Consider the following 19,746-nt stretch of genomic DNA (forward strand, 5'->3'; position numbering starts at 1 on the left):
AGTAAGGAACTTCGCGAATGCTCTCCTGGGCGACACTCTCCGTTTTCATCCCCACTTTTTTGTTCGTCTCGCTCACGCCGGGTATGTGCATGACCCTGGCGATGGTGCTGGGTATGACCCAGGGGGTCAAACGCACTCTTTGGATGATGATAGGAGAGCTTGCCGGCGTCGGCCTGGTGGCCGCAGCGGCCGGGGCGGGCGTGGCGGCGCTGATGCTCAAACAGCCGGCGCTATTTACGGTGTTCAAGTGGGCCGGCGGGGCGTACCTGGTGTACCTGGGCGTGATGATGTGGCGCTCGCGTGGGCGCATGGCAATTCCCGATACCCTCGATACGGGCCTGCCCGCCGGGCGCCTGCAACTGGCGACTCAAGGGTTCGTGACTGCGATCGCCAACCCCAAAGGCTGGGCGTTTTTCGTTGCCCTGTTGCCGCCGTTTTTGGATAGCTCCCGGGGGCTTGCGCAGCAGCTCACCGCGCTGATCGCGGTGATTCTCGTCATCGAATTTGCCAGCATGCTGATCTACGCCACGGGCGGTAAAACCCTGCGTCGTACGCTGGGTAAAAGCGGTAACGTGCGCCTTATGAACCGTATCGCCGGCACCTTGATGATTGGGGTGGGGCTTTGGCTCGCGCTGGGCTAGGCGCGCCTTAAACCGGGGGCAAAAAGCCGACCCGTAGGCCCATTAGCACCACGGTTGCGCCCACCAGCAGCGTCACTGGGCAGGGCGGCAGCGCCGGGCGAGCACGGCGCTGCCAGGAAAGCCTGACCAGCGCGCACACGATGAGCCCCAGAAGTGCACCGCCGATTAAATCGCTTAGCCAGTGCACGCCGAGCAAAAGCCGTGAAAGGGCCATGGGCACCACCAGTAAAATGGCGGCCCAGTAAATCCACAGCCGATACTGACGCGAGCACTCGGCGGCCACGAACGCCGCGGCCAGGCCGATCACCACCACAAAACCCGAGGTGTGGGCGCTTGGGTAGGAGAGCGAGCCGGTCAGGTAGTCCGGCGTATCGGGCCGAGCGCGGCCGAAGGCGGCTTTTCCGGCGGTATTGAGAAGCGCTACCCCGCCCAGTGCTACGGCCCAGTGGCTCAGTACGTCGATGCGTTTATGCAGCAAAAGCCAAAGCGCCCAGGGCGTCATCAGCACCACGATACCGAGCTTATCGCCCAGCTTGGCAAGAAATACGCTGACGCTTAGAAGTGGCGCGGTATGCAGCCATTCGAACAGCCGCTGGGCCTGCAGGTCCAGCGCAAGCGGGCCATTGCTTTGTAGTATGTAAAGCGTCCAGCCGCTAAAAGCGGCCAGCGCGATGATCAGCAGCAGTAGCGAGGCCAGCGGCACTTCGCCGGAATGGCTCATGGCAAGCCAGGGTCGGCGGATAAACGGCACCCGGCGCACCAGGCGCGCCGTCATCAAATAGAGCCGGCCGTGGCGGCCTACCTGAGCGCGACCCCAGGAGAACACCACGATCAGCGCGACGATAATCGCGGCGATAGCAAAAACCGCGGTTTCGATATTGGACGGTAGTTCCAGGTAGCGCTGCCAGGTATGGCCCAGCAAATACCCTGGCAGCACGTAGGCCGGAGCCCATATCGCCGCAGAGCTTACGTTGGCCCACAAGAACGTGCGTGGGCGCATGTGCATCATGCCTGCCACCAGCGGAATGATCGGCCGTACCGGCCCGACGAAGCGTCCGATGAAGACCGAATAGATGCCGTAGCGCTCGAAAAAGCGCGCCCCGCGGCCCAGCCATTCCGGGTGCTGCGACAAGGGCCATCGCTTTGTCACCTGCTCATGGTGGTCATAGCCCAGCTTGAAACTCACCCCATCGCCAATCACGGCACCCAGAAAAGCGGCCAGCAGTAGCCAAATGACATCGACTCCCTGATGGCCCGCCATGGACGCCGCGGCGGTCACCAGTACCACCCCGGGCACCAAAAGCCCCACCACGGCCAGGGACTCGAGCGCGGAAATCAGAAAAATCATCAACAGCAGGGTTAACGGCGAGAGAGAAAGGTCCAGCAACTGCTCAGCTAGGTGCACAAATGACTCCATTCAATGTTGGTGGCGCGCCAAAGCGAGACCGTCAAGCGCCGGGCAGCGTTCTCGAGACGTACTCGAGGCGCCGGACGTAAGGGGCGAAGCGTTCGCTTTGCTGCGGTAAGCATACCCCGATACGTGCTTCGAGCGGGCCGGTTTCGATCAAGACCCGCCGGGAGAGCGCCCGATAAAGACGCTCGCGCACCAGAAGTGCGCCGCTTTCGCTGGTGTCCGGCAATACCAGCCAAAAGCTTGCGCTACCGGCCCGGCCCAGCAAGTCGTGGTCGCGGCAGCGGCTATTGACCTCGCTACAAAACGCCCCGAGCAGCGCTTTTTTGGTGCGTACGCCAAACTGCTCCTCGGCCATGTCCAGCTGGGGCAGGTGAAGCACCAGCACGGCGAGGCGTTTGTCGAGCAGTAGCGCGCGCTGAAACTCGTTGCCCAAGCGCTCCTTCAAGGTGTCGATATGGTAGGCGTTGCACTCGCTGTCGTTGGGGTCGGACGCCTTTAACAGGGCGTGGCGCCTGGCGAGCTCCCAGGGGGGCAGCGCGAACAGCAAAACGAGGGCGAGGTACTCGAAGGGAAACGGGAAAAACGCCTCGCCGGCAGGGGGGAGCAGCCACCAAAGCGGTATATAAAGCAGGTTGAGGAGCATCGCACTCCAGTGGGGCAAGAGCACGAACGCGGCGGCGATGGGCAGGCCAAGCCACAGCATGGAGTGCGTGAGCCCGAAATAGAGCGCCGAGGAGACGCTGATATAGGCACTTATTAGCAAAATGGCCCGGGGGCCGTAGGGCGAAAAGGCCTGGCCGTAGTGCAGCAGCAGCGCGGCCAGAAGCAGTAGCGTCACGAACATCGGCACGACCAGCTCGCGGTAGTAGCCCATGGCATAAAGCCAGGCGGTATAAAGCGCGGTGATCAAAAGACAGATCGCGTAGGTCAGTGTCATGAGCGCCTTGGGATGTAAGCACCGAATCATGTGCGGGTCTCCTCGAAGGCAGAGTGTTGGCTGAGTGAGTATTGACTGAGCGAGTCGAGCGTTACGGTGGTGGTGTCGAGCTGAGCGAGCGGCAGATGATGGTAGACCGCGCTACTGGAGAGCGCCTTGCAAAGCCCGTGGCGGCGCCTGGCGCCCGCGTCGCGGTCGTGGCACAAAAGCAGCACCGCCAGGCAAGAGCCGTTCAAGTGGTAGACATTTTCGAAACCGTGGATGAGCTCGCAAAGCCGCTGGGCCGACGACCATAGCTTTTTGCGTTTGACGTGAATGATCAACACTTCGGCGTAAATGTTCTCGCGCTCGGCGCGAATCTGCTCGCGGCTCAGGTCCTTCAAAAGCTGCTCGCCTGCCCACAGGTTTAACCCGGGGATCAGGCGCAGCCGCTGGCGTATGGTGCCGTTGACGTTGATCAGCCAGCGGCTTTGAGCAAACGCCAGAAGTGAAAGCCCGCAAAGCGCTAAAAGCAGCATCACGGCCTGGGGCCTGGGGGTGCTGGGCGCAATCAGCAGCCAGCTAATCAGCGCGCCGGCCACGTTGCAAAACGTCATGCGCCGGCTTTGCGGCAACATGAAAAGCGCCGTCCAGACCCAAATGAGCATGCTGTGGCGCGCCGGGGCAGCGGCAATCAGGCATAACAGCAGCCCACTGGTGAAAAGCTGCCAGCAAACGTCGCGAGAGCGGCGAAGGGTAAAATCCAAAAGCAGCGCGGTTAACGCAAGCCAGAGCGCACTTGCCCAAAGCGCGGTGGCGGCTATTGCCGGGGCGCTTACGCTCCAGCAGGCAAGCGCTGCGGCGGCCATCAGTAAGTTGATTCTCAAAAAGTGTATCTTGTACTTGTTTTCCATAAAGGCGAACTATTGACCGATTTGAGAACATCTTTCGCGCGGTGATAAGCGGCGTTTAAAACGCATTATAACGTTTAGTTTATCTATTGGGGGGTGTTAATGTTACCGGATGTGGCGGTCGTCATTTTGTGGTGCCCTTTAACGCCCCGGTCACCGTATTACGAGCCGCCATCTTCATGATTTTAATGCCTGTGGACACCACCCGGAGGGAGCATGAGCGTTGCCAGCGCCGACCAACGAAACGACTTGCCCACGTTAGCCACAAGCGACGTGCCCGCTTATATGCAACACGTCGGACAAAACGCCCGGGCTGCAGCAAGAGTGCTGCGTAGCGCCGATACCGGTATCAAGCAGCGCGCCCTTGGCGCGATTGCAAGCGAACTCGATAACGCCCGCGCTGCGCTGATCGAGGCCAATGCGGAGGACCTGGCGCGGGGGCGGCAAAACGGCCTGGAGCCGGCGCTGCTGGATCGGCTGGCGCTGGACGAGGCGCGCATCGACGCCATGATCGAAGGGCTCGACCAGGTGGCCGCCTTGCCCGACCCGGTGGGGGAGATCAGCGCGATGAACTATCGGCCAAGCGGCATTCAGGTCGGCAAGATGCGGGTACCGCTCGGTGTGATCGGGATCATTTATGAGTCCCGCCCCAACGTGACCATCGAGGCGGCGAGCCTGTGTTTGAAATCCGGTAACGCCTGCATTCTGCGCGGCGGCTCCGAGGCCCACGCTTCCAATACCGCGCTCAACGCCTGTATTCAGGCGGGGCTTGCAAGTGTTGGCTTACCCTTGAACGCGGTGCAGGTGGTGGCGACCACCGACCGTGCCGCGGTGGGCGAGCTGATCAGCATGCCTGAGTTCGTCGACGTGATCATTCCGCGGGGCGGGAAATCGCTGATCGCGCGGATCTCGGCGGATGCGAAGGTACCGGTCATCAAGCACCTCGACGGCGTTTGTCACGTCTACATCGATGCCACCGCCGACCCCGCCAAGGCGCTGGCCATCGCGGTCAATGCCAAGACCCAGCGTTATGGAACCTGCAATACCATGGAGACGCTGCTGGTCGACGCCGCGGTGGCCGATATTTTGCTGCCAGAGCTTGCCCGCGCGTTTTCCGAGCACCAGGTCGAGCTGCGCGGCTGTGAACGCACCCGCGCGCTGCTGCCCCAGGCGCTCGAGGCTCAACCGTCGGATTGGGAGGCCGAGTATCTCGCGCCGATTTTGGCCATCAAGGTGGTGGACGGCGTCGACGAGGCCATCGCCCATATCGAGCGCTATAGCTCGCAGCACACCGATGCGATCGTGACCGAGGACTATACGCTTGCCCGGCGCTTCATGGCCGAGGTGGACTCGAGCTCCGTGGTGGTGAACGCCTCGACCCGCTTCGCCGACGGCTTCGAGTACGGCCTGGGCGCCGAGATCGGTATTTCCACCGACAAGCTTCACGCCCGCGGCCCGGTGGGTCTCGAAGGCCTGACGACGCAGAAATATATCGTGTTGGGCGAGGGTCAGGTTCGCCAATGAGCCAGGCAGTGCTCAAGGTGGCCATGCTGGGTGGCACCTTCGATCCGGTGCATGTCGGTCATCTGCGAAGCGCGGTGGAAGTGCGCGAGGCGCTGACACTTGACCGACTCCACATGATTGCCGCGCCCCGGCCGCCGCTTCGCGACACCCCCCAGGTCACTGCCGAAGAGCGCTTTGCGCTGCTCGAGGCCGGGGTCGGCGATACACCCGGTTTGATCGCCGACGACCGAGAACTCAAGCGGGATGGGCCGTCTTACAGCGTCGATACCCTCAAAGAGCTGCGCCAGGAGTACGGCCCCCAGGCGCGGCTGGTCATGGTGATCGGCTATGATACCTTCCTGCGCCTGGCCGAGTGGCAAAACCCCGAAGCGCTTTTTGAACTGGCCCATTTGGCGGTGATCGCGCGGCCGGGCTATCAAGCGCGGTGGCCCACGCCGCTTACGGAACTGGTGAGCCATCGCGAAGTCGATACGGTGGCAAGCCTAATGGCCCACCCCCAGGGGCGGTTTTTATCGCTTAGCCTGGAGTCGCGCATGGCGGTATCGGCCACGGCCATCCGTACGCGCCTGAGCGAGGGGAAAAGCGTGCGCTACCTGCTGCCCGAGGCAGTTGAAGCACGTATTTTTGCCCGTCGGCTCTATCAAAGTCGCTAATAGCGCTGGTAGTCGGTAAAGAAGCCGTTACAATGGCCCGCTATTTAGTGACCATCACATGAGGTTGTTTAGGGAGTCATGCAAATCGATACACTGAAAAACCTGGCGATTGACGCGCTAGAAGAGCTCAAGGCCCGCGATATTACGCAACTCGATGTGTCGCAGTTGACCCAGGTCACCGACCTGATGCTGATTGCCAGCGGCACCTCGACACGCCACGTATCGGCGCTTGCCCAAAACGTCGTCGAAAAAGCCAAGGCCGAGGGCTTGAAGCCCCAGGGCGTAGAAGGCGGCGATAACGCCGACTGGGTACTGGTCGACCTGGGCGATGTGCTGGTGCATGTCATGTTGCCCGAGGCGCGCGCGCTTTACGACCTGGAGCGGCTCTGGGCGGATCTACCCAGCGACAGCGATGATATGATCAACGAAACGCTGCAAAAGTCCGATCAGCGCATCACGATGTCGTGATGGCGAGCCTCGATTCATGAAGGTAAGGCTTCTGGCGGTCGGCACGAAAATGCCTGGCTGGGTGGAAGAGGGCGTGGACACTTACCGTAAGCGTCTGCCGCGCGAGTTTGCCCTCGAGGTCGAAGAAATTGCGCTTGGCGCCCGGGGCAAGAATGCCGATATCGCCAAGGCGCGGGCACTCGAAGGCCAGCGCATCCGCGAAAAGCTGCGCGGCGATGAGCTCATCGTCGCCCTCGAAGTGAACGGCAAGCGTATTACCACCGAACAGTTAGCCCGGGAAGTGGGCGAGTGGCGCATGGACGGGCGGGACATCGTCCTGCTGGTCGGCGGCCCGGATGGTTTGGAACCCTCGGTTTCCGCGCTGGCGCACAAAACCTGGTCGCTTTCCGGATTGACGCTACCGCACCCGCTGGTGCGGGTTCTGCTCGCCGAGCAACTCTACCGGGCGTGGACGCTGTTTATCGGTCACCCTTACCACCGCTAGGCGCATCCCTGGCCGCTCGCCAGGGTCGCCCCGCGCCATATCCAGGAACAGTCTGTTGCTATGCGCAAGCGCCGAGACACGCTAAAAAACGCCGAGCAGGAGCTACGTATTTTCCGGGTACGAGCGCTTCTAGCGATCGTGTTCGTCATGATTTTGACCGGACTTTTGACCAGCCGGCTCGCCTATTTGCAAATCACCCAGCACGAGCTTTACACCACGCGCTCGGAGAAAAACCGCGTGCGGGTCGAACCGCTGCCGCCCAACCGCGGGCTGATCTTCGATCGCAACGGCGTACTGCTGGCGGAAAATCGGCCGACCTATAACCTGACGCTGGTGCGCGAGCGGGTGGACGACCTGGACGAGACGTTGGCGCTTTTGGTGGATCTGCTGGCGCTTCCCGAAGAAGAGATCGAGGCGTTCAACGTGCGCTCCCGCCAGCGCCAGCGCCCCTTCCAGCCGGCGCTCTTGATGAGCGATCTCAGCGAAAACCAGATCGCCCGACTGGCCGTCAACCGCCACCGCCTGCCCGGGGTAGAGGTCGAGGCGCAGCTTCTGCGCTACTACCCCGATGCCGAGATCATGTCCCACGCCTTGGGTTATGTTGGGCGGATCAACGTAGAAGAGCTCAAGGAGCTCGATAGCGGGCGCTACGCCGGCACCCACTTCATCGGTAAAACCGGGGTGGAGCGCTTCTACGAAGAGGAGCTTCACGGCGAGGCGGGCTTTCGCAAGGTCGAAACCAACGCCCGGGGCCGGGTGCTCAGAGAGCTCGGCCGGACCGACCCGGTGCCTGGCCAGAACGTGACGCTGACCCTGGACAAGGGACTGCAAACGCTTGCCCACGAACTCATGGATGGCCGACGCGGCTCGATCGTCGCCATCATGCCCGGTACCGGTGAAATTCTGGCCATGGTGTCGACGCCGGGATTCGACTCCAACCAGTTCGTGACCGGTATCGATGTCGCCTCTTACCGGGCGCTTCAGGACGATATCGACCTGCCGCTTTTCAACCGCGCCATTCGGGGCCACTACCCGGCGGGCTCCACGGTCAAGCCGTTTTTGGCGCTTGCCGGCCTCGTCACGGGCTCCATTACGCCGGACACCACGATCAACGACCCGGGTTATTATCAGTTGCCCAACGACTCGCGGCGTTACCGTAACTGGCTGCGCTGGGGCCACGGGCGGGTGAATATGGAGCGCGCGCTTGCGGTCTCCAACAATACCTACTTCTATTCGCTGGCCCACGATATGGGCATCGACAATATTCACGAGCAAATGAGCAACTTCGGCTTCGGCCAGCGCGTTGCCCACGACGTTCAGGGTGAAAGCACCGGTCTTTTGCCCTCCAGGGATTGGAAGCGCGCCCGCTTCAATCAGCCCTGGTACCCGGGGGAGACGTTATCCGTCGGCATCGGTCAGGGCTACTGGCAAATCACCCCGCTGCAGCTTGCCAGCGCCACCGCGACGCTTGCCAACCGGGGCCACTGGGTCAAACCACACCTGGCCCGCACGATTGGCGGCGAGCCGCTGGCCATGCCGCTACCGAATACCCTCGAGGATATCCAGCTGGACAACGACGGCTGGTGGGACCGGGTATTCAGCGGCATGGAAAAAGTACTTAGCGGCAGCGAAGGTACTGCCCGGCGTACCGGCGTGGGGCTCGAGTATCGCATGGGCGGCAAATCCGGTACCGCCCAGGTGTTCTCGCTAGGCCAGGACCAGCGCTACAACGCCAATGAGCTCGAAGAGCGCCTGCGCGACCACGCGCTGTTCATGGCCTTCGCGCCGATCGACGATCCGCAAATCGCGGTCTCGGTGATCGTCGAAAACGCGGGCGGCGGCAGTACCCACGCCGCTCACCTGGCCCGTGCCATGACCGACGCCTGGCTCTTGCGCGACGACGCCCCGGAGGCGGAAGAGGTGCTCGATGAGATGGAAAACGAAAGTGCCAACGTGGAGGGCAACTGATGACGGCCTGGCCGCTGCCGCGTAGTTTCCGCCGTCACCCGGTCCGCCCACCGGATAGCGGTATCGCGCGGCGCAAGAGTATTTGGGAGCGGCTACACATCGACCCCTGGCTTTTGGGCATGCTGCTGCTGCTGATGGCCGGGGGGTTGCTGGTGCTGTATAGCGCCTCGGGCCAGCGCATCGAAGTCGTCATCGGCCAGGCGTCGCGCTTTGGGGTGGCGCTGGCGGGGATGTTCATTCTCGCCCAGCTAAGCCCGACCACGTTTTTGCGTTGGGCGCCACTGGCGTACGGCATTGGGCTTGCCATGCTGCTGGCGGTGGAGATCGCCGGTGATATCGGCATGGGCGCCAAGCGTTGGCTGGAAATTCCCGGGGTCATTCGCTTTCAGCCCTCGGAAATGATGAAGCTGGCCGTACCGCTGATGGTGGCCACCTATTTGAACCGCTGCCAGCTGCCGCCGCGGATTCGCGATATCGCGGTGTGCGCGGTAATCATCGGCGTACCGGTGGTGCTGACCGCTATTCAACCCGATCTAGGTACCTCGCTTTTGATTGCCAGCGCCGCCGTTTTGGTGGTGCTGTTGGCCGGACTCTCCTGGCGGCTGATTGCCTTCATCGCCGGGCTTGCCGGGGCGGCGCTGCCGCTTTTGTGGATGAACATGCACAACTACCAGCGCCAGCGCGTGCTGACCTTTCTCGATCCGGACAGCGACCCGCTGGGCTCGGGCTGGAATATCATCCAGTCCACCACGGCGATCGGCAGCGGCGGCGTATGGGGTAAGGGTTGGCTCGAAGGGACCCAGTCACAGCTCGAGTTTTTGCCCGAGCGCCACACCGATTTCATCATTGCGGTGCTGGGCGAGGAGTTCGGGCTGGTCGGCATGCTGGTGCTGCTCGCGCTCTACACCCTGATCATCAGCCGCGGTTTGTGGCTTGCGGCCGGCTCCCAGGACACGTTCGGCCGGCTGTTTGCCGGCAGCATCATTCTTACATTCTTCATCTACGTGTTCGTCAACGTAGGCATGGTCAGCGGCATTTTGCCCGTGGTGGGTGTCCCACTGCCGCTGGTCAGCTACGGAGGTACGTCGAGCGTGACCTTGCTGGCCGGCTTCGGTATTCTCATGTCGATACACGCCCACCGGCGGCTGCTGTCGCGCTAGACTCGCGGCGCGATTCGTTTACAAAGGAGTGGTGGTAATGGGCAGGACCCGAAACAGCGTCAGCGGCTTTGTGTTGATGATGACCCTTGCCGGCCTCAATCCGGCGCTGGCAAGCGAGGGCAAAAGCGCCTTCGCCCCGGACGAGCACCCCGAGACCCGGCAACTGCTCGAAGAGCTCAGCGCCCAGGGCATCCCCGAGGCCTGGCTGCGAGAAGCCTTCGACACGGCCGAGTACCGCCAGAACGTGCTGGATGCGATGGAAGGCGCCGCGGAGCGCCGCCTGCGTTGGTACGAGTACCGCGATATTTTCATTAGCGACGAGCGTATCGCCCAGGGCGCCGACTTCATAAAGGCCCATCAGGATGCCTTCGAGCGCGCCGAGCAAACCTATGGCGTGCCTGCAGAAATCATCGCCGCGATCATCGGCGTGGAAACCTATTACGGGCGCTATAAAGGCGATCACCGCGTGCTGGATTCGCTAGCCACGCTCGCCTTTCATCACCCCACGCGCGGCGCGTTCTTTCGCGGCGAGCTGGCCGCCTTTTTGGATATCACCTATGAGCAGCAGGTCGCCCCGGAGAGCGTTTATGGCTCCTATGCCGGCGCAATGGGATATCCGCAGTTCATTCCCACCAGCTACGATGCCTACGCGGTCGACTTCGATGGTGATGGCCGCCGTGATTTATGGGAAAATCCCGTCGATGCGATTGGCAGCGTCGCCCACTATTTCGCCGAGCACCGCTGGCAGCCGGGTGCGCCGGTCTACCACGAAGCCCAGGCAAGCGGCGATACGCTGGACACGCTTACGTTCAACCAGACCAGCACGCCGGTGACCACCGCCGCCGAGGCCGCCGAGGCCGGGCTAGTGCCCGCCGATACCGAGCTCGAGGCGTCCCGCGATGTAGTGCCGTTAAAACTCGAGCTTGCCAATGGCGATACCCGCTACGGCCTTGGCGAATACAATTTTTATGTCATTACCCGCTACAACCATAGCCACCTCTACGCGATGGCCGTGGTGGAGCTTGCACAGGCCATTGCGCACACGCTTGAGGGGCAAGGATGAGGTCACTGTTTAAGAAGCCGCGCCTGGTCGGAGGTGTCACTCTGCTGGCGCTATTGACCGGCTGTGCCAGCCAAAGCGCGCCGCCGGCGGTCAATCCCGATCATCCGCCTCGAGAAGCCGCGCCGGCCCCCGCAAGCCAGGCGTCCAGTTCGGGCGCTGCAAAAAGCGGCGAGCGCTACGCCATGACCGGGGATGCCTACCCGCTCGAGCCACCGGACGTCAGCGAAGTGCCCGACGCCCAGCCGCGTATCGAGGAGCCGTCCCGGGCGGGCAACCGTTCGACCTACGAGGTGTGGGGCGAGACCTACAACGTGCTGCCAAGCGCTTCAGGCTATGCCAAGCAGGGCAATGCCTCCTGGTACGGTGAGAAATTTCACGGCTACGCGACCTCCAACGGCGAAATTTACGACATGTATAAAATGTCGGCGGCGCACCGTTCGCTGCCACTGCCGACGTTTGCGCGCGTCACCAGTTTGAATAGCGGCGAGTCGGTCATCGTGCGCGTCAACGACCGTGGCCCGTTCCACAGTGACCGCGAGATCGATCTTTCCTACGCGGCGGCGGCGCGGCTGGGTATTCTGGATAACGGGACCGGCCCGGTGCGCGTCGAGGCGATCGACCCGCAGCAGTGGCTGGCCAGCCGCGGCGGTGCTTCCGCCCCCGCTCAGCCCGCCGCTCCCGCAAAGGCGCCGCCGCGCGCCCAGCCAGCGCCTCAGCCCCAGTCGCAGCCTCCATCTCAGCCAGCGCCCGCAGCGGCGCCCCAGAACGGCGGCGAAGAGATATTTTTGCAGATCGCCGCGCTCGGCAGCGAAGAGAGCGCCCGCGCGCTTCAACAGCGCCTGGGCGATGAGCTTTTACACTCGGTGCGCGTGCAAAGCGATGCCGGTGTGTATCGGGTGCAGGTCGGGCCCATGTCACCCGGCCAGGAGCAGCAGGCTCGCTCAGCGCTTGGTCAGGCGGGCTTCCCGCAGGTGTTTGTTGTGAGATAATCGGATTACCCTGGTTTTAACGTTTTTTGACGCTCTTTATGCAAGTGAGAAGTGAGTAATGACTATTTTTAATGCGTTTCGCCGTACCGCCCGGCTCTGTTTGTTTGCAACGGTGACCGCAGTGGCGCTACCCGCCACGGCCCAGGTAATTCCTCAACCGCAAACCATCATTCCCGCCGCCCCGCAGCTGGCGGCCAGCTCCTGGATTTTGATGGATGCCAATAGCGGGCGCATACTCGTCGAGCACAACGCCGACGAGCGTTTGCCGCCGGCCAGTATCACCAAGCTGATGACCGCTTACCTGGTCGAACGCGAGCTGGATCGGGGCACTATCAACATGGAGGATATGGTCAACATCAGCGAGAACGCCTGGCGTACCGGCGGCTCCAAGATGTTTATCGAGGTCGGCGACCGGGTCTCCGTCAACGACCTGCTCCACGGTATCATCATCGTGTCGGGTAACGATGCAAGCGTTGCCATGGCCGAGCACCTGGCCGGCGGTGAGGCGCCGTTCGCCGACCTGATGAACCAGCACGCCGACCGCCTGGGCATGGTCAACACCCATTTCGAAAACGCCACGGGCTTGCCCCACGAGAATCACTACTCCTCGGCGCACGATTTGGCGCGGCTTTCGCAGCACATCATCAACGACTACCCCGAGCACTACGAGATCTACTCTCAGCGTAATTTTGCCTTCGGTGGCATCGATCAGCCCAACCGTAACCGGCTTCTCTGGCGCGACCCGACCGTGGATGGCCTGAAAACCGGCTGGACGACCGAGGCGGGTTACTGTCTGGTGTCGTCGGCCAAGCGCGACGACATGCGCTTGATTTCGGTGGTCATGGGCACCCACTCCGAAGAAGCCCGCGCCCAGGAAACCCAGAAACTGCTGAGCTACGGTTTCCGCTTTTACGAAACCATGAAGCTCTACGAGCGCGGCGCGGTGCTGGCCACTCCACGCGTATGGGGTGGCGAAGCCAACGAGCTACGCGTTGGCGTAGACGACGAGGTCTTCATGACGTTGCCGCGTAACCGTAACGAAGAGCTGCGTGCGCGCCTCAACCTGCATCAGGATCTTCAGGCGCCGATCGCCGTGGGCGACGAAGTCGGCACCCTCGAGGTTTATCTGGGTGACGAGATGATGGGCGAGCGCCAGCTGACCGCTCTCGAAGCCGTCGAAGAGGGTGGGCTGTTCAAGCGTCTATTCGATCAGGTGCGGCGCTTTTTCAGTGGCTTGATCGCAAGCTTCACTGACTGATCGAATCGTCTAAAATGGATGTCATGCGCGCGCCTGGCCTTGCCCGGCGCGCGTCCTCTATTGGGTAAACAAGGTTGGACTATGAAAAAGGATGCGAATAACGGGTTTCGCGATTTAAGAATGCCAAGCGCCAGCGAGCCCCCCAAAATTACTTTTCCCTGTGACTACCCCATCAAGGTGGTGGGCGACGCCGCGGACGACTTCGCGGCGAGCGTGTGTCAGATTCTGGTGAAGTACGATCCCGCTTTCGATGCTACCGCCATTAAAGTGGTGCCCAGCCGCAATGGCCGCTTCCAGTCGGTGCGTTTGACGTTTCAAGCCACCGGCGAGCAACAGTTGGCAACGCTTTTCGAAGAGCTCAAGGCGACCGGCCGCGTACATATGGTCGTTTAATGGCAGGCGAGCCTATCGAGTTCTACGCCCTGGGAAGGCAGCCCTACGCCCCCGTATGGCAGGCCATGCGCCACCTGACCGATACCCGCGATGAACACACCGCGGATCAGTTTTGGTGGGTCGAGCACGACCCGGTGTTTACCCAGGGACAGGCAGGCAAGCCCGAGCACCTGTTGATGCCAGGCGACATCCCGGTGGTGCAAACCGATCGCGGCGGGCAGGTGACCTACCACGGCCCGGGCCAGGTCGTGCTTTACCCGCTTCTGGACGTGCGCCGGGCGAAGCTTGGCGTGCGCGAGCTGGTCAGCGCGCTGGAAAACGCGGTGATCGCGGTGCTGGGGGAGTACGGCGTGAGCGCCCGCGCCCGCCCGGATGCGCCAGGGGTCTACGTACCAACGCCGATGGGGGAGGCAAAGATTGCCTCCCTGGGGCTACGTATCCGCCGCGGGGCGAGCTATCACGGCGTTGCGTTGAACGTCAGCGCCGATCTCGCGCCGTTTGTGCGCATCAACCCTTGCGGCTATGCGGGTATGGCCGTTACCCGGCTTGCCGATCTTGTGAAGCTCCAGGCGCCTGAGGCAGTGGGCGAGCAGCTTGCTCGGGCGTTGGCTTGCGAGCTCGGGCGCACGTTGGGGCCTGCCCAGCGCAAAACGTTTTAGCGCGGCGGCTTGCCAGGCGGCGCCCAAAAAAAGCGCCTGACCGTTATCGGTCAGGCGCTTTTTTTATGGGTTGGCGTTAACGGGCGGGGCTTTAGCCGACGTTCAGGGCGGGGATGCGGTTTTCATCCTCCTGCTGGCCGGGTACCGCGGCCGGCGAGGCCAGTCCCAGGTTGTTCTTCTCGAATACCTTGTCGGCGCGATAGCTCGAGCGTACCAGCGGTCCGGAAGGCACTTCCATAAAGCCTTTTTCCAGACCCAGCACGCGGTAGCGGTCGAACTCTTCCGGGGTGACCCAGCGCTCGACGGGCAGGTGGTTTTTCGTCGGGCGCAGGTACTGGCCCAGCGTCACGATATCCACCCCGATTTCGCGCAGGTCATCGAAGGTTTGCAGAATCTCCTCCTCGGTTTCGCCAAGACCCAGCATCAGGCTCGTTTTGGTGATCACGTCCGGGCGATGCTTTTTGGCATGGGCCAGTACGTCGAGGGTTTTACGGTAGCCCGCCCGCGGATCGCGCACCCGCGAGGTCAGCCGCTCGACGGTTTCCACGTTCTGGGCGAATACCTCGAGCCCTGAATCGACGACGCGCTCGATCGCCGCGGGTTCGGCGTCGAAATCCGGCGTCAGCGCTTCGACCACCACTTCGGGTGTACGCGCCTTGATGGCCTGAATGCAGCTGGCGTAGTGGCCAGCGCCGCCATCATCGAGATCGTCACGGTCGACGGACGTCAGCACGATATAGCGAAGCGCCATCAGCTCGACGGACTTGGCGGTGTTTTCAGGTTCTTCCTTGTCGAGCCAGCCCTGGGGGTTGCCGGTATCCACCGCGCAGAAACGACACGCCCGGGTGCATACCGAGCCCATCAGCATGATCGTGGCGGTTCCGTTGCTCCAGCATTCGCCCATGTTGGGGCAGTGAGACTCCGCGCATACCGTACTCAAGCGGTGCTCAGCGACGTTTTTCTTGACGGCTTCGAAGCGCTCGCCGGCGGGAATCTGCGCGCGCAGCCACTTGGGCTTGCGCTCCAGCGAAGGCGCCTGGGGCTCTTCCTTTCGCTGCTTCATGCCGTCCTTGATCGCCGAGGTGCCGTGCTCGTTACGATATTTTTCGCCGCTGGACACACGCTGTGTGGGGGTGTTGCTCATAAAAAAGAGCCTCTCTACTGTGCAACGGGCTACATCAAAAAGCGCGTTAGGAAAAGGGCGAGGCGCCCGGTGGGCTGGGCCCGCGGCGCTTCTCCAATGGGCACTCTTTAAAATGCGGTCTCTACGCGCTAGACACGACGTAGGTAGTACTCGTTAATGTAACATATTTAGCAAAGTGCAAAATAGCACGATAGCCCCCAGGCGCGGGGCTCAAGGGGGAGTGGTGAGCGGCAGGCACGCGACATCATGGCCGGGCAGCGCCGTGGCCGGGGCCTGGAAGTAGCGGCGGTACTCTTTCAAACGCTCCTTGGTGAAACGCAAGAAGAGCTCGGCTACCGGCGACAGGAACTGCTCCCGGCGATGGACGGCACACCACGCCCGGCGGATTGGAAAGGCGGGGAGGTCCAGACTTGCAAGTAGCTGATGCTCGAGCTCGAGCTGTACCGCCAGGCGCGGCAATACCGCCACGCCCAGGCGCGCCATGACGCCCTGTTTGATCGCCTCGTTGGAACCCAGCTCGATACGGTGGGCAAGGCCCACTTCCTGGCTTGCGGCCAACTGCTCGAAGGCGTTGCGCACGCCGGAGCCGGGTTCGCGCATCAATATGTAGTGGCGGGCAAAGTCGCCAAGGGTCGGCGCTTGCATGGTCAAAAGCGAGTGGCCGGGCCACACCACCGGGATGAGCTCGTTTTCGAGCAGCGGGGTCACCGAAAGGCCGTCGTTGTCGGGCACCATGGCCATGATCACCAGGTCGTCGCGCTGCTCGGCCAGCCGCTCCAGTGCCTGGCTCCGGTTACACACTTTCAAGCGCACCGTTACCTCCGGGTACTGGGCGCGAAAGCGGGCGAGCAGGTAAGGCACCACGTACTGGGCCGACGAGACGGCGGCCAGATTGAGCTCGCCTTTGATAGTGCCGTTCAGGTCGGACAGGTTCATCGAGAGCTTCGCAAGCTGGCCGATGATTTCGCGGGCGGATACCGCCAGCGTGTCGGCGGCGGGCAGCGCATAAAGCGTTTTGCCGGCGTACTTGAAAAGCGGCTCGTCCACGGCTTGTTCGAGCTGGCGGATCTGTGCGCTCACGGCGGGCTGGGTCAAACCGAGTTGCTCGGCGGCGCGGGAGTAGGAGCGCTTTTGGTAGACCGCTTGAAAGACCTGGAGCTGGCGGAACGTCAGGCGGTTGAGAAGGCTCTTGGGTGTCATGTAAGCCCCTCAATACATCGGTTCGAGCCGCCGGGCGGGCGGCAGGCGGCTTGATGAAAAATGGCAAGATCCTGGGGTGATGCTACCACCGATGCACCGGTGGCGTCTTTATCGACGGCTTTGCGGGTTTGGTCTAGACTATATTGCATTGCAGCATCATGATGTGTGTATGGATGAGCGTCTTGCATCGATCCATCAGGAGAATCCATGAATTTTCTCGCTAATCCCTTGCTCTCGGGCCGCTGGTTGAACGGCGCCTCCGAGTCCCGCCAAAGCGCCTCCGCCTTCCCGGGCCAGGAGGCGCTGGTCAGCATGATGGACCCCTTCGGTTTTGGCCGTGCCGCCGCCAGTTACTGGCGCGACAGCGTCGAGCGCAACATTCTCTACTGGGATGTCATGCGCGAGCGAGGCAACCAATACCTCGAGCACATGGAGCAGACCAAGCCCAACGTGCTGGGGTTCAAAACCGAGGTGCTGGTGGATGGTCGCACCCTGGCCCGTCCCACCAACTACGAACTTCTGCGGGTATTACCGCCGGAGGGCAGCCTGGTCGACCCCAAAAAACGTCCGTTCGTGGTGGTCGACCCGCGCGCCGGCCACGGCCCCGGCATTGGTGGTTTCAAGCCCGATAGCGAGCTCGGGGTAGCACTCAAGGCGGGGCATCCCTGCTATTTCATCGGCTTTTTGCCCTACCCGGAGCCTGGTCAAACCGTCGAAGACGTGGTCGAAGCGGAAGTCGCCTTTTTGCGCCATGTGATTTCGCTGCATCCGGCTATCACCGAAAAACCCATGGTGGTGGGTAACTGCCAGGCTGGTTGGCAGTTGATGATGGCAGCCGCCCTGGAGCCCGACGTGTTCGGGCCGATCCTGATTGCCGGCGCGCCGCTTTCCTACTGGGCCGGCGAGCGCGGCAAGGCGCCCATGCGCTATACCGGCGGCATGGCTGGCGGCAGTTGGGTGACCGCACTGACCAGCGACCTGGGCAATGGCCAGTTCGATGGTGCCTGGTTGGTGCAAAATTTCGAGCGTCTGAACCCGGCCAATACCTATTGGAAAAAGCAGTATCACCTTTATGCCAACGTGGATACCGAGTCCACGCGCTATCTGGAGTTCGAACGGTGGTGGGGCGGTCACGTGATACTCGGCGGCGACGAAATACAGTACATCGTCGATAACCTGTTCGTCGGCAACCGCCTGTCTACGGCGCAGTTGGTGACCAGCGACGGTCGTCGGATCGACCTTCGTAATCTGCGCTCGCCGGTCGTGGTGTTCTGTTCCCGCGGCGACGATATTACCCCACCGCCTCAGGCGCTGGGGTGGATACGCGATCTTTACGAGGGCACGGACGATATCGTCGCCAACGAGCAGACGATCATGTACTGCATGCACGATACTACCGGCCACCTGGGGATTTTTGTCTCCGGCAGCGTTTCGCGCAAGGAGCACTCCGAGTTCACGGCGAACATGGACTATATCGATGTCATGCCGCCCGGGCTTTACGAGACGACGATCACGCATGCCAGCGAGCGCAAGGATGCCGAGCTGATAGAGCGCGATTACCTGCTCGAGTTCACGCCGCGCAACTTCGAAGAGCTCGACAAGGAAGTGCAGCACCGCCCCGAGGATGACCGGCGCTTTGCAGCCGTCGCGCGGGTTTCCGAGATCAACCTGGGCTTTTATCGGCTTTGCCTGCAGCCGTTCATTCGCGCGGCGGTCACGCCGGAATCGGCGCGCTTCATGCGTAAAATGCATCCGATTCGCCTGGGGTACCGGCTCATGTCGGATCGCAATCCGATGACGGTGTGGCTGCCCAAAATGGCCGACGCAGTGCGCCAGAATCGCGCCGAGGTCAGCGAGGACAATATCTTCAAGACCTTCGAGTCGTTCGCCTCGAATCAAATTGTCGATAGCCTGAATACCTTCCGCGATATTCGCGATGGCGCCACCGAAAAAATGTTCATGGCTTTCTACGGCCAGCCCCAGCTTCAAGCGGCGGTTGGGCTTCATGGCGACGCCCACGTGCACCGCCGCCGGCCGGGGGCCGAACCCGAGCATCTTCGCTACATCGAAAGCCGTAAGGCGGCGCTTCGCGAGAAGATCGTCGAAGGCGGCCCGCTGGAAGCCACCATTCGCTCGGTCATCTACGTGCTGGGCGGCGCACCGGCCTCGGATGAGCGTAACTTCAAACGCCTGCGCGCCTCCCGCGCCGAGCTCGAATCGCAAACGACGCTTTGCGAGTTCAAGCGCTTGGTGCGCGAGCAGTTCTTCATTTTAAAGCTCGACCGCGAGCAGGCGCTCGACTCGCTCCCGGGCCTTCTGGAAGGTGAGAGCAACGCAGCGCTTGATGAGCACATCCAGCACATGACCCAGGTATTCGCCGCCAGCGGCGAGCTAAGCGAGCAGGGCGCAAAACGCTTTGACCAGATCAAGGCGCTTTTCGACAAAGCGCGGCGCAGCGAAGAGGTCGCCCCTGCGCAGAGCGCGCCCCCGGCCGTCGAAAGCACCGATGAAGAAAAGCCGAGCGCCCAGGCAAGTTTTGATCAGCCAGGCAGTGCTAGTGAAGCGACGTCGGAAAACGCAAATCCGGCCAGTGCAAGTGGCGCTAACGCTAAAAGCGGTGCGGCAAAACGTACCTCGGGCGCGCGCGGCAAGCCGCGTAACAAACGCTAACGCCAAACTTCGATATAGCCTTTTTGACGTTGTCGTTATCACGCCCCCGGCCTGGCCGGGGGCGTTTTTTTGTCCCGGCAGTGGGTGTTTTCGGGCCGAGCGGGTGATCGGGTCGTGGGTTATTTCATCGCAAAATTTGCAAACGCCGCGCTACACCCCTATTTAGTAAAGTGCGCTTGCTTGTTACAGAGCCACTGGCGCTTGAGAAAGGGCTGGGGTAGGGTAGGCGCA

18 protein-coding genes are annotated in these 19,746 nt (G+C 62.1%); 13 read left to right on the forward strand and 5 right to left on the reverse strand.

Annotated features, from left to right (window positions below):
- Positions 1-17 precede the first annotated feature (17 nt).
- On the forward strand, positions 18-641 hold the full coding sequence (locus ACWHXT_RS07090; RefSeq protein ID WP_447957759.1) for a LysE family translocator: 624 nt from the start codon (positions 18-20) through the stop codon (positions 639-641).
- A gap of 7 nt (positions 642-648) precedes the next feature.
- Here ACWHXT_RS07090 and ACWHXT_RS07095 read toward each other — a convergent pair whose 3' ends face one another.
- From ACWHXT_RS07095 to ACWHXT_RS07105, 3 genes are read right to left on the reverse strand one after another with little or no spacing between them, the layout of a single operon-like run.
- Positions 649-2,046: a bifunctional DedA family/phosphatase PAP2 family protein gene (locus ACWHXT_RS07095; RefSeq protein WP_447957760.1), complete on the reverse strand. Its 1,398-nt coding sequence runs from the start codon at positions 2,044-2,046 to the stop codon at positions 649-651.
- Between the two features lie 43 nt (positions 2,047-2,089).
- Positions 2,090-3,022 (reverse strand): diguanylate cyclase domain-containing protein, encoded by a 933-nt coding sequence (locus ACWHXT_RS07100; protein ID WP_447928786.1) that lies wholly within the window; start codon positions 3,020-3,022, stop codon positions 2,090-2,092.
- On the reverse strand, positions 3,019-3,858 hold the full coding sequence (locus ACWHXT_RS07105; RefSeq protein WP_447957761.1) for a hypothetical protein: 840 nt from the start codon (positions 3,856-3,858) through the stop codon (positions 3,019-3,021). The genes ACWHXT_RS07100 and ACWHXT_RS07105 overlap by 4 nt, the downstream gene beginning before the upstream one ends.
- Positions 3,859-4,098: 240 nt before the next feature.
- Between ACWHXT_RS07105 and ACWHXT_RS07110 the strand changes: the two genes are divergently transcribed.
- From ACWHXT_RS07110 to lipB, 11 genes are all read left to right on the forward strand, one after another.
- On the forward strand, positions 4,099-5,406 hold the full coding sequence (locus ACWHXT_RS07110) for a glutamate-5-semialdehyde dehydrogenase (protein ID WP_447957762.1): 1,308 nt from the start codon (positions 4,099-4,101) through the stop codon (positions 5,404-5,406).
- Positions 5,403-6,059, forward strand: a complete 657-nt coding sequence (gene nadD / locus ACWHXT_RS07115) for a nicotinate-nucleotide adenylyltransferase (protein ID WP_447957763.1) — start codon at positions 5,403-5,405, stop codon at positions 6,057-6,059. Before ACWHXT_RS07110 ends, nadD begins: the two co-directional genes overlap by 4 nt.
- 78 nt (positions 6,060-6,137) lie before the next feature.
- The gene (gene rsfS, locus ACWHXT_RS07120) at positions 6,138-6,527 is read left to right on the forward strand and encodes a ribosome silencing factor (RefSeq protein WP_447528508.1); all 390 of its coding nucleotides are present in this window, start codon (positions 6,138-6,140) and stop codon (positions 6,525-6,527) included.
- Positions 6,528-6,543: 16 nt separating this feature from the next.
- Entirely contained in the window at positions 6,544-7,011 is a 468-nt protein-coding gene (gene rlmH, locus ACWHXT_RS07125; protein WP_447528509.1) for a 23S rRNA (pseudouridine(1915)-N(3))-methyltransferase RlmH, read from the forward strand.
- A gap of 60 nt (positions 7,012-7,071) precedes the next feature.
- Positions 7,072-8,979, forward strand: coding sequence for a penicillin-binding protein 2 (mrdA, locus tag ACWHXT_RS07130; RefSeq protein ID WP_447957764.1), 1,908 nt, complete (start codon positions 7,072-7,074; stop codon positions 8,977-8,979).
- Positions 8,979-10,139, forward strand: coding sequence for a rod shape-determining protein RodA (gene rodA, locus ACWHXT_RS07135; protein WP_447928791.1), 1,161 nt, complete (start codon positions 8,979-8,981; stop codon positions 10,137-10,139). Before mrdA ends, rodA begins: the two co-directional genes overlap by 1 nt.
- A gap of 37 nt (positions 10,140-10,176) precedes the next feature.
- Positions 10,177-11,202, forward strand: coding sequence for a lytic murein transglycosylase B (gene mltB, locus ACWHXT_RS07140; RefSeq protein WP_447957765.1), 1,026 nt, complete (start codon positions 10,177-10,179; stop codon positions 11,200-11,202).
- Positions 11,199-12,191, forward strand: a complete 993-nt coding sequence (locus ACWHXT_RS07145; RefSeq protein WP_447957766.1) for a septal ring lytic transglycosylase RlpA family protein — start codon at positions 11,199-11,201, stop codon at positions 12,189-12,191. Before mltB ends, ACWHXT_RS07145 begins: the two co-directional genes overlap by 4 nt.
- Before the next feature lie 58 nt (positions 12,192-12,249).
- Complete coding sequence (locus tag ACWHXT_RS07150) at positions 12,250-13,449, forward strand: D-alanyl-D-alanine carboxypeptidase family protein (protein ID WP_447928794.1); 1,200 nt, start codon at positions 12,250-12,252, stop codon at positions 13,447-13,449.
- An 81-nt stretch (positions 13,450-13,530) separates the two neighbouring features.
- Complete coding sequence (locus ACWHXT_RS07155) at positions 13,531-13,842, forward strand: YbeD family protein (RefSeq protein WP_447528515.1); 312 nt, start codon at positions 13,531-13,533, stop codon at positions 13,840-13,842.
- A complete protein-coding gene (gene lipB / locus ACWHXT_RS07160; protein ID WP_447957767.1) occupies positions 13,842-14,501 on the forward strand; it encodes a lipoyl(octanoyl) transferase LipB in 660 nt (219 codons plus the stop codon). The genes ACWHXT_RS07155 and lipB overlap by 1 nt, the downstream gene beginning before the upstream one ends.
- 91 nt (positions 14,502-14,592) lie before the next feature.
- Here lipB and lipA read toward each other — a convergent pair whose 3' ends face one another.
- Positions 14,593-15,645, reverse strand: a complete 1,053-nt coding sequence (gene lipA / locus ACWHXT_RS07165) for a lipoyl synthase (protein WP_447928796.1) — start codon at positions 15,643-15,645, stop codon at positions 14,593-14,595.
- Positions 15,646-15,855: 210 nt separating this feature from the next.
- Positions 15,856-16,845, reverse strand: a complete 990-nt coding sequence (locus ACWHXT_RS07170) for a LysR family transcriptional regulator (RefSeq protein ID WP_447957768.1) — start codon at positions 16,843-16,845, stop codon at positions 15,856-15,858.
- A 207-nt stretch (positions 16,846-17,052) separates the two neighbouring features.
- Between ACWHXT_RS07170 and ACWHXT_RS07175 the strand changes: the two genes are divergently transcribed.
- Positions 17,053-19,515: a DUF3141 domain-containing protein gene (locus ACWHXT_RS07175; RefSeq protein ID WP_447957769.1), complete on the forward strand. Its 2,463-nt coding sequence runs from the start codon at positions 17,053-17,055 to the stop codon at positions 19,513-19,515.
- The last annotated feature ends 231 nt before the right edge of the window (positions 19,516-19,746 follow it).

It is taken from the genome of Vreelandella halophytica, assembly GCF_968193635.1.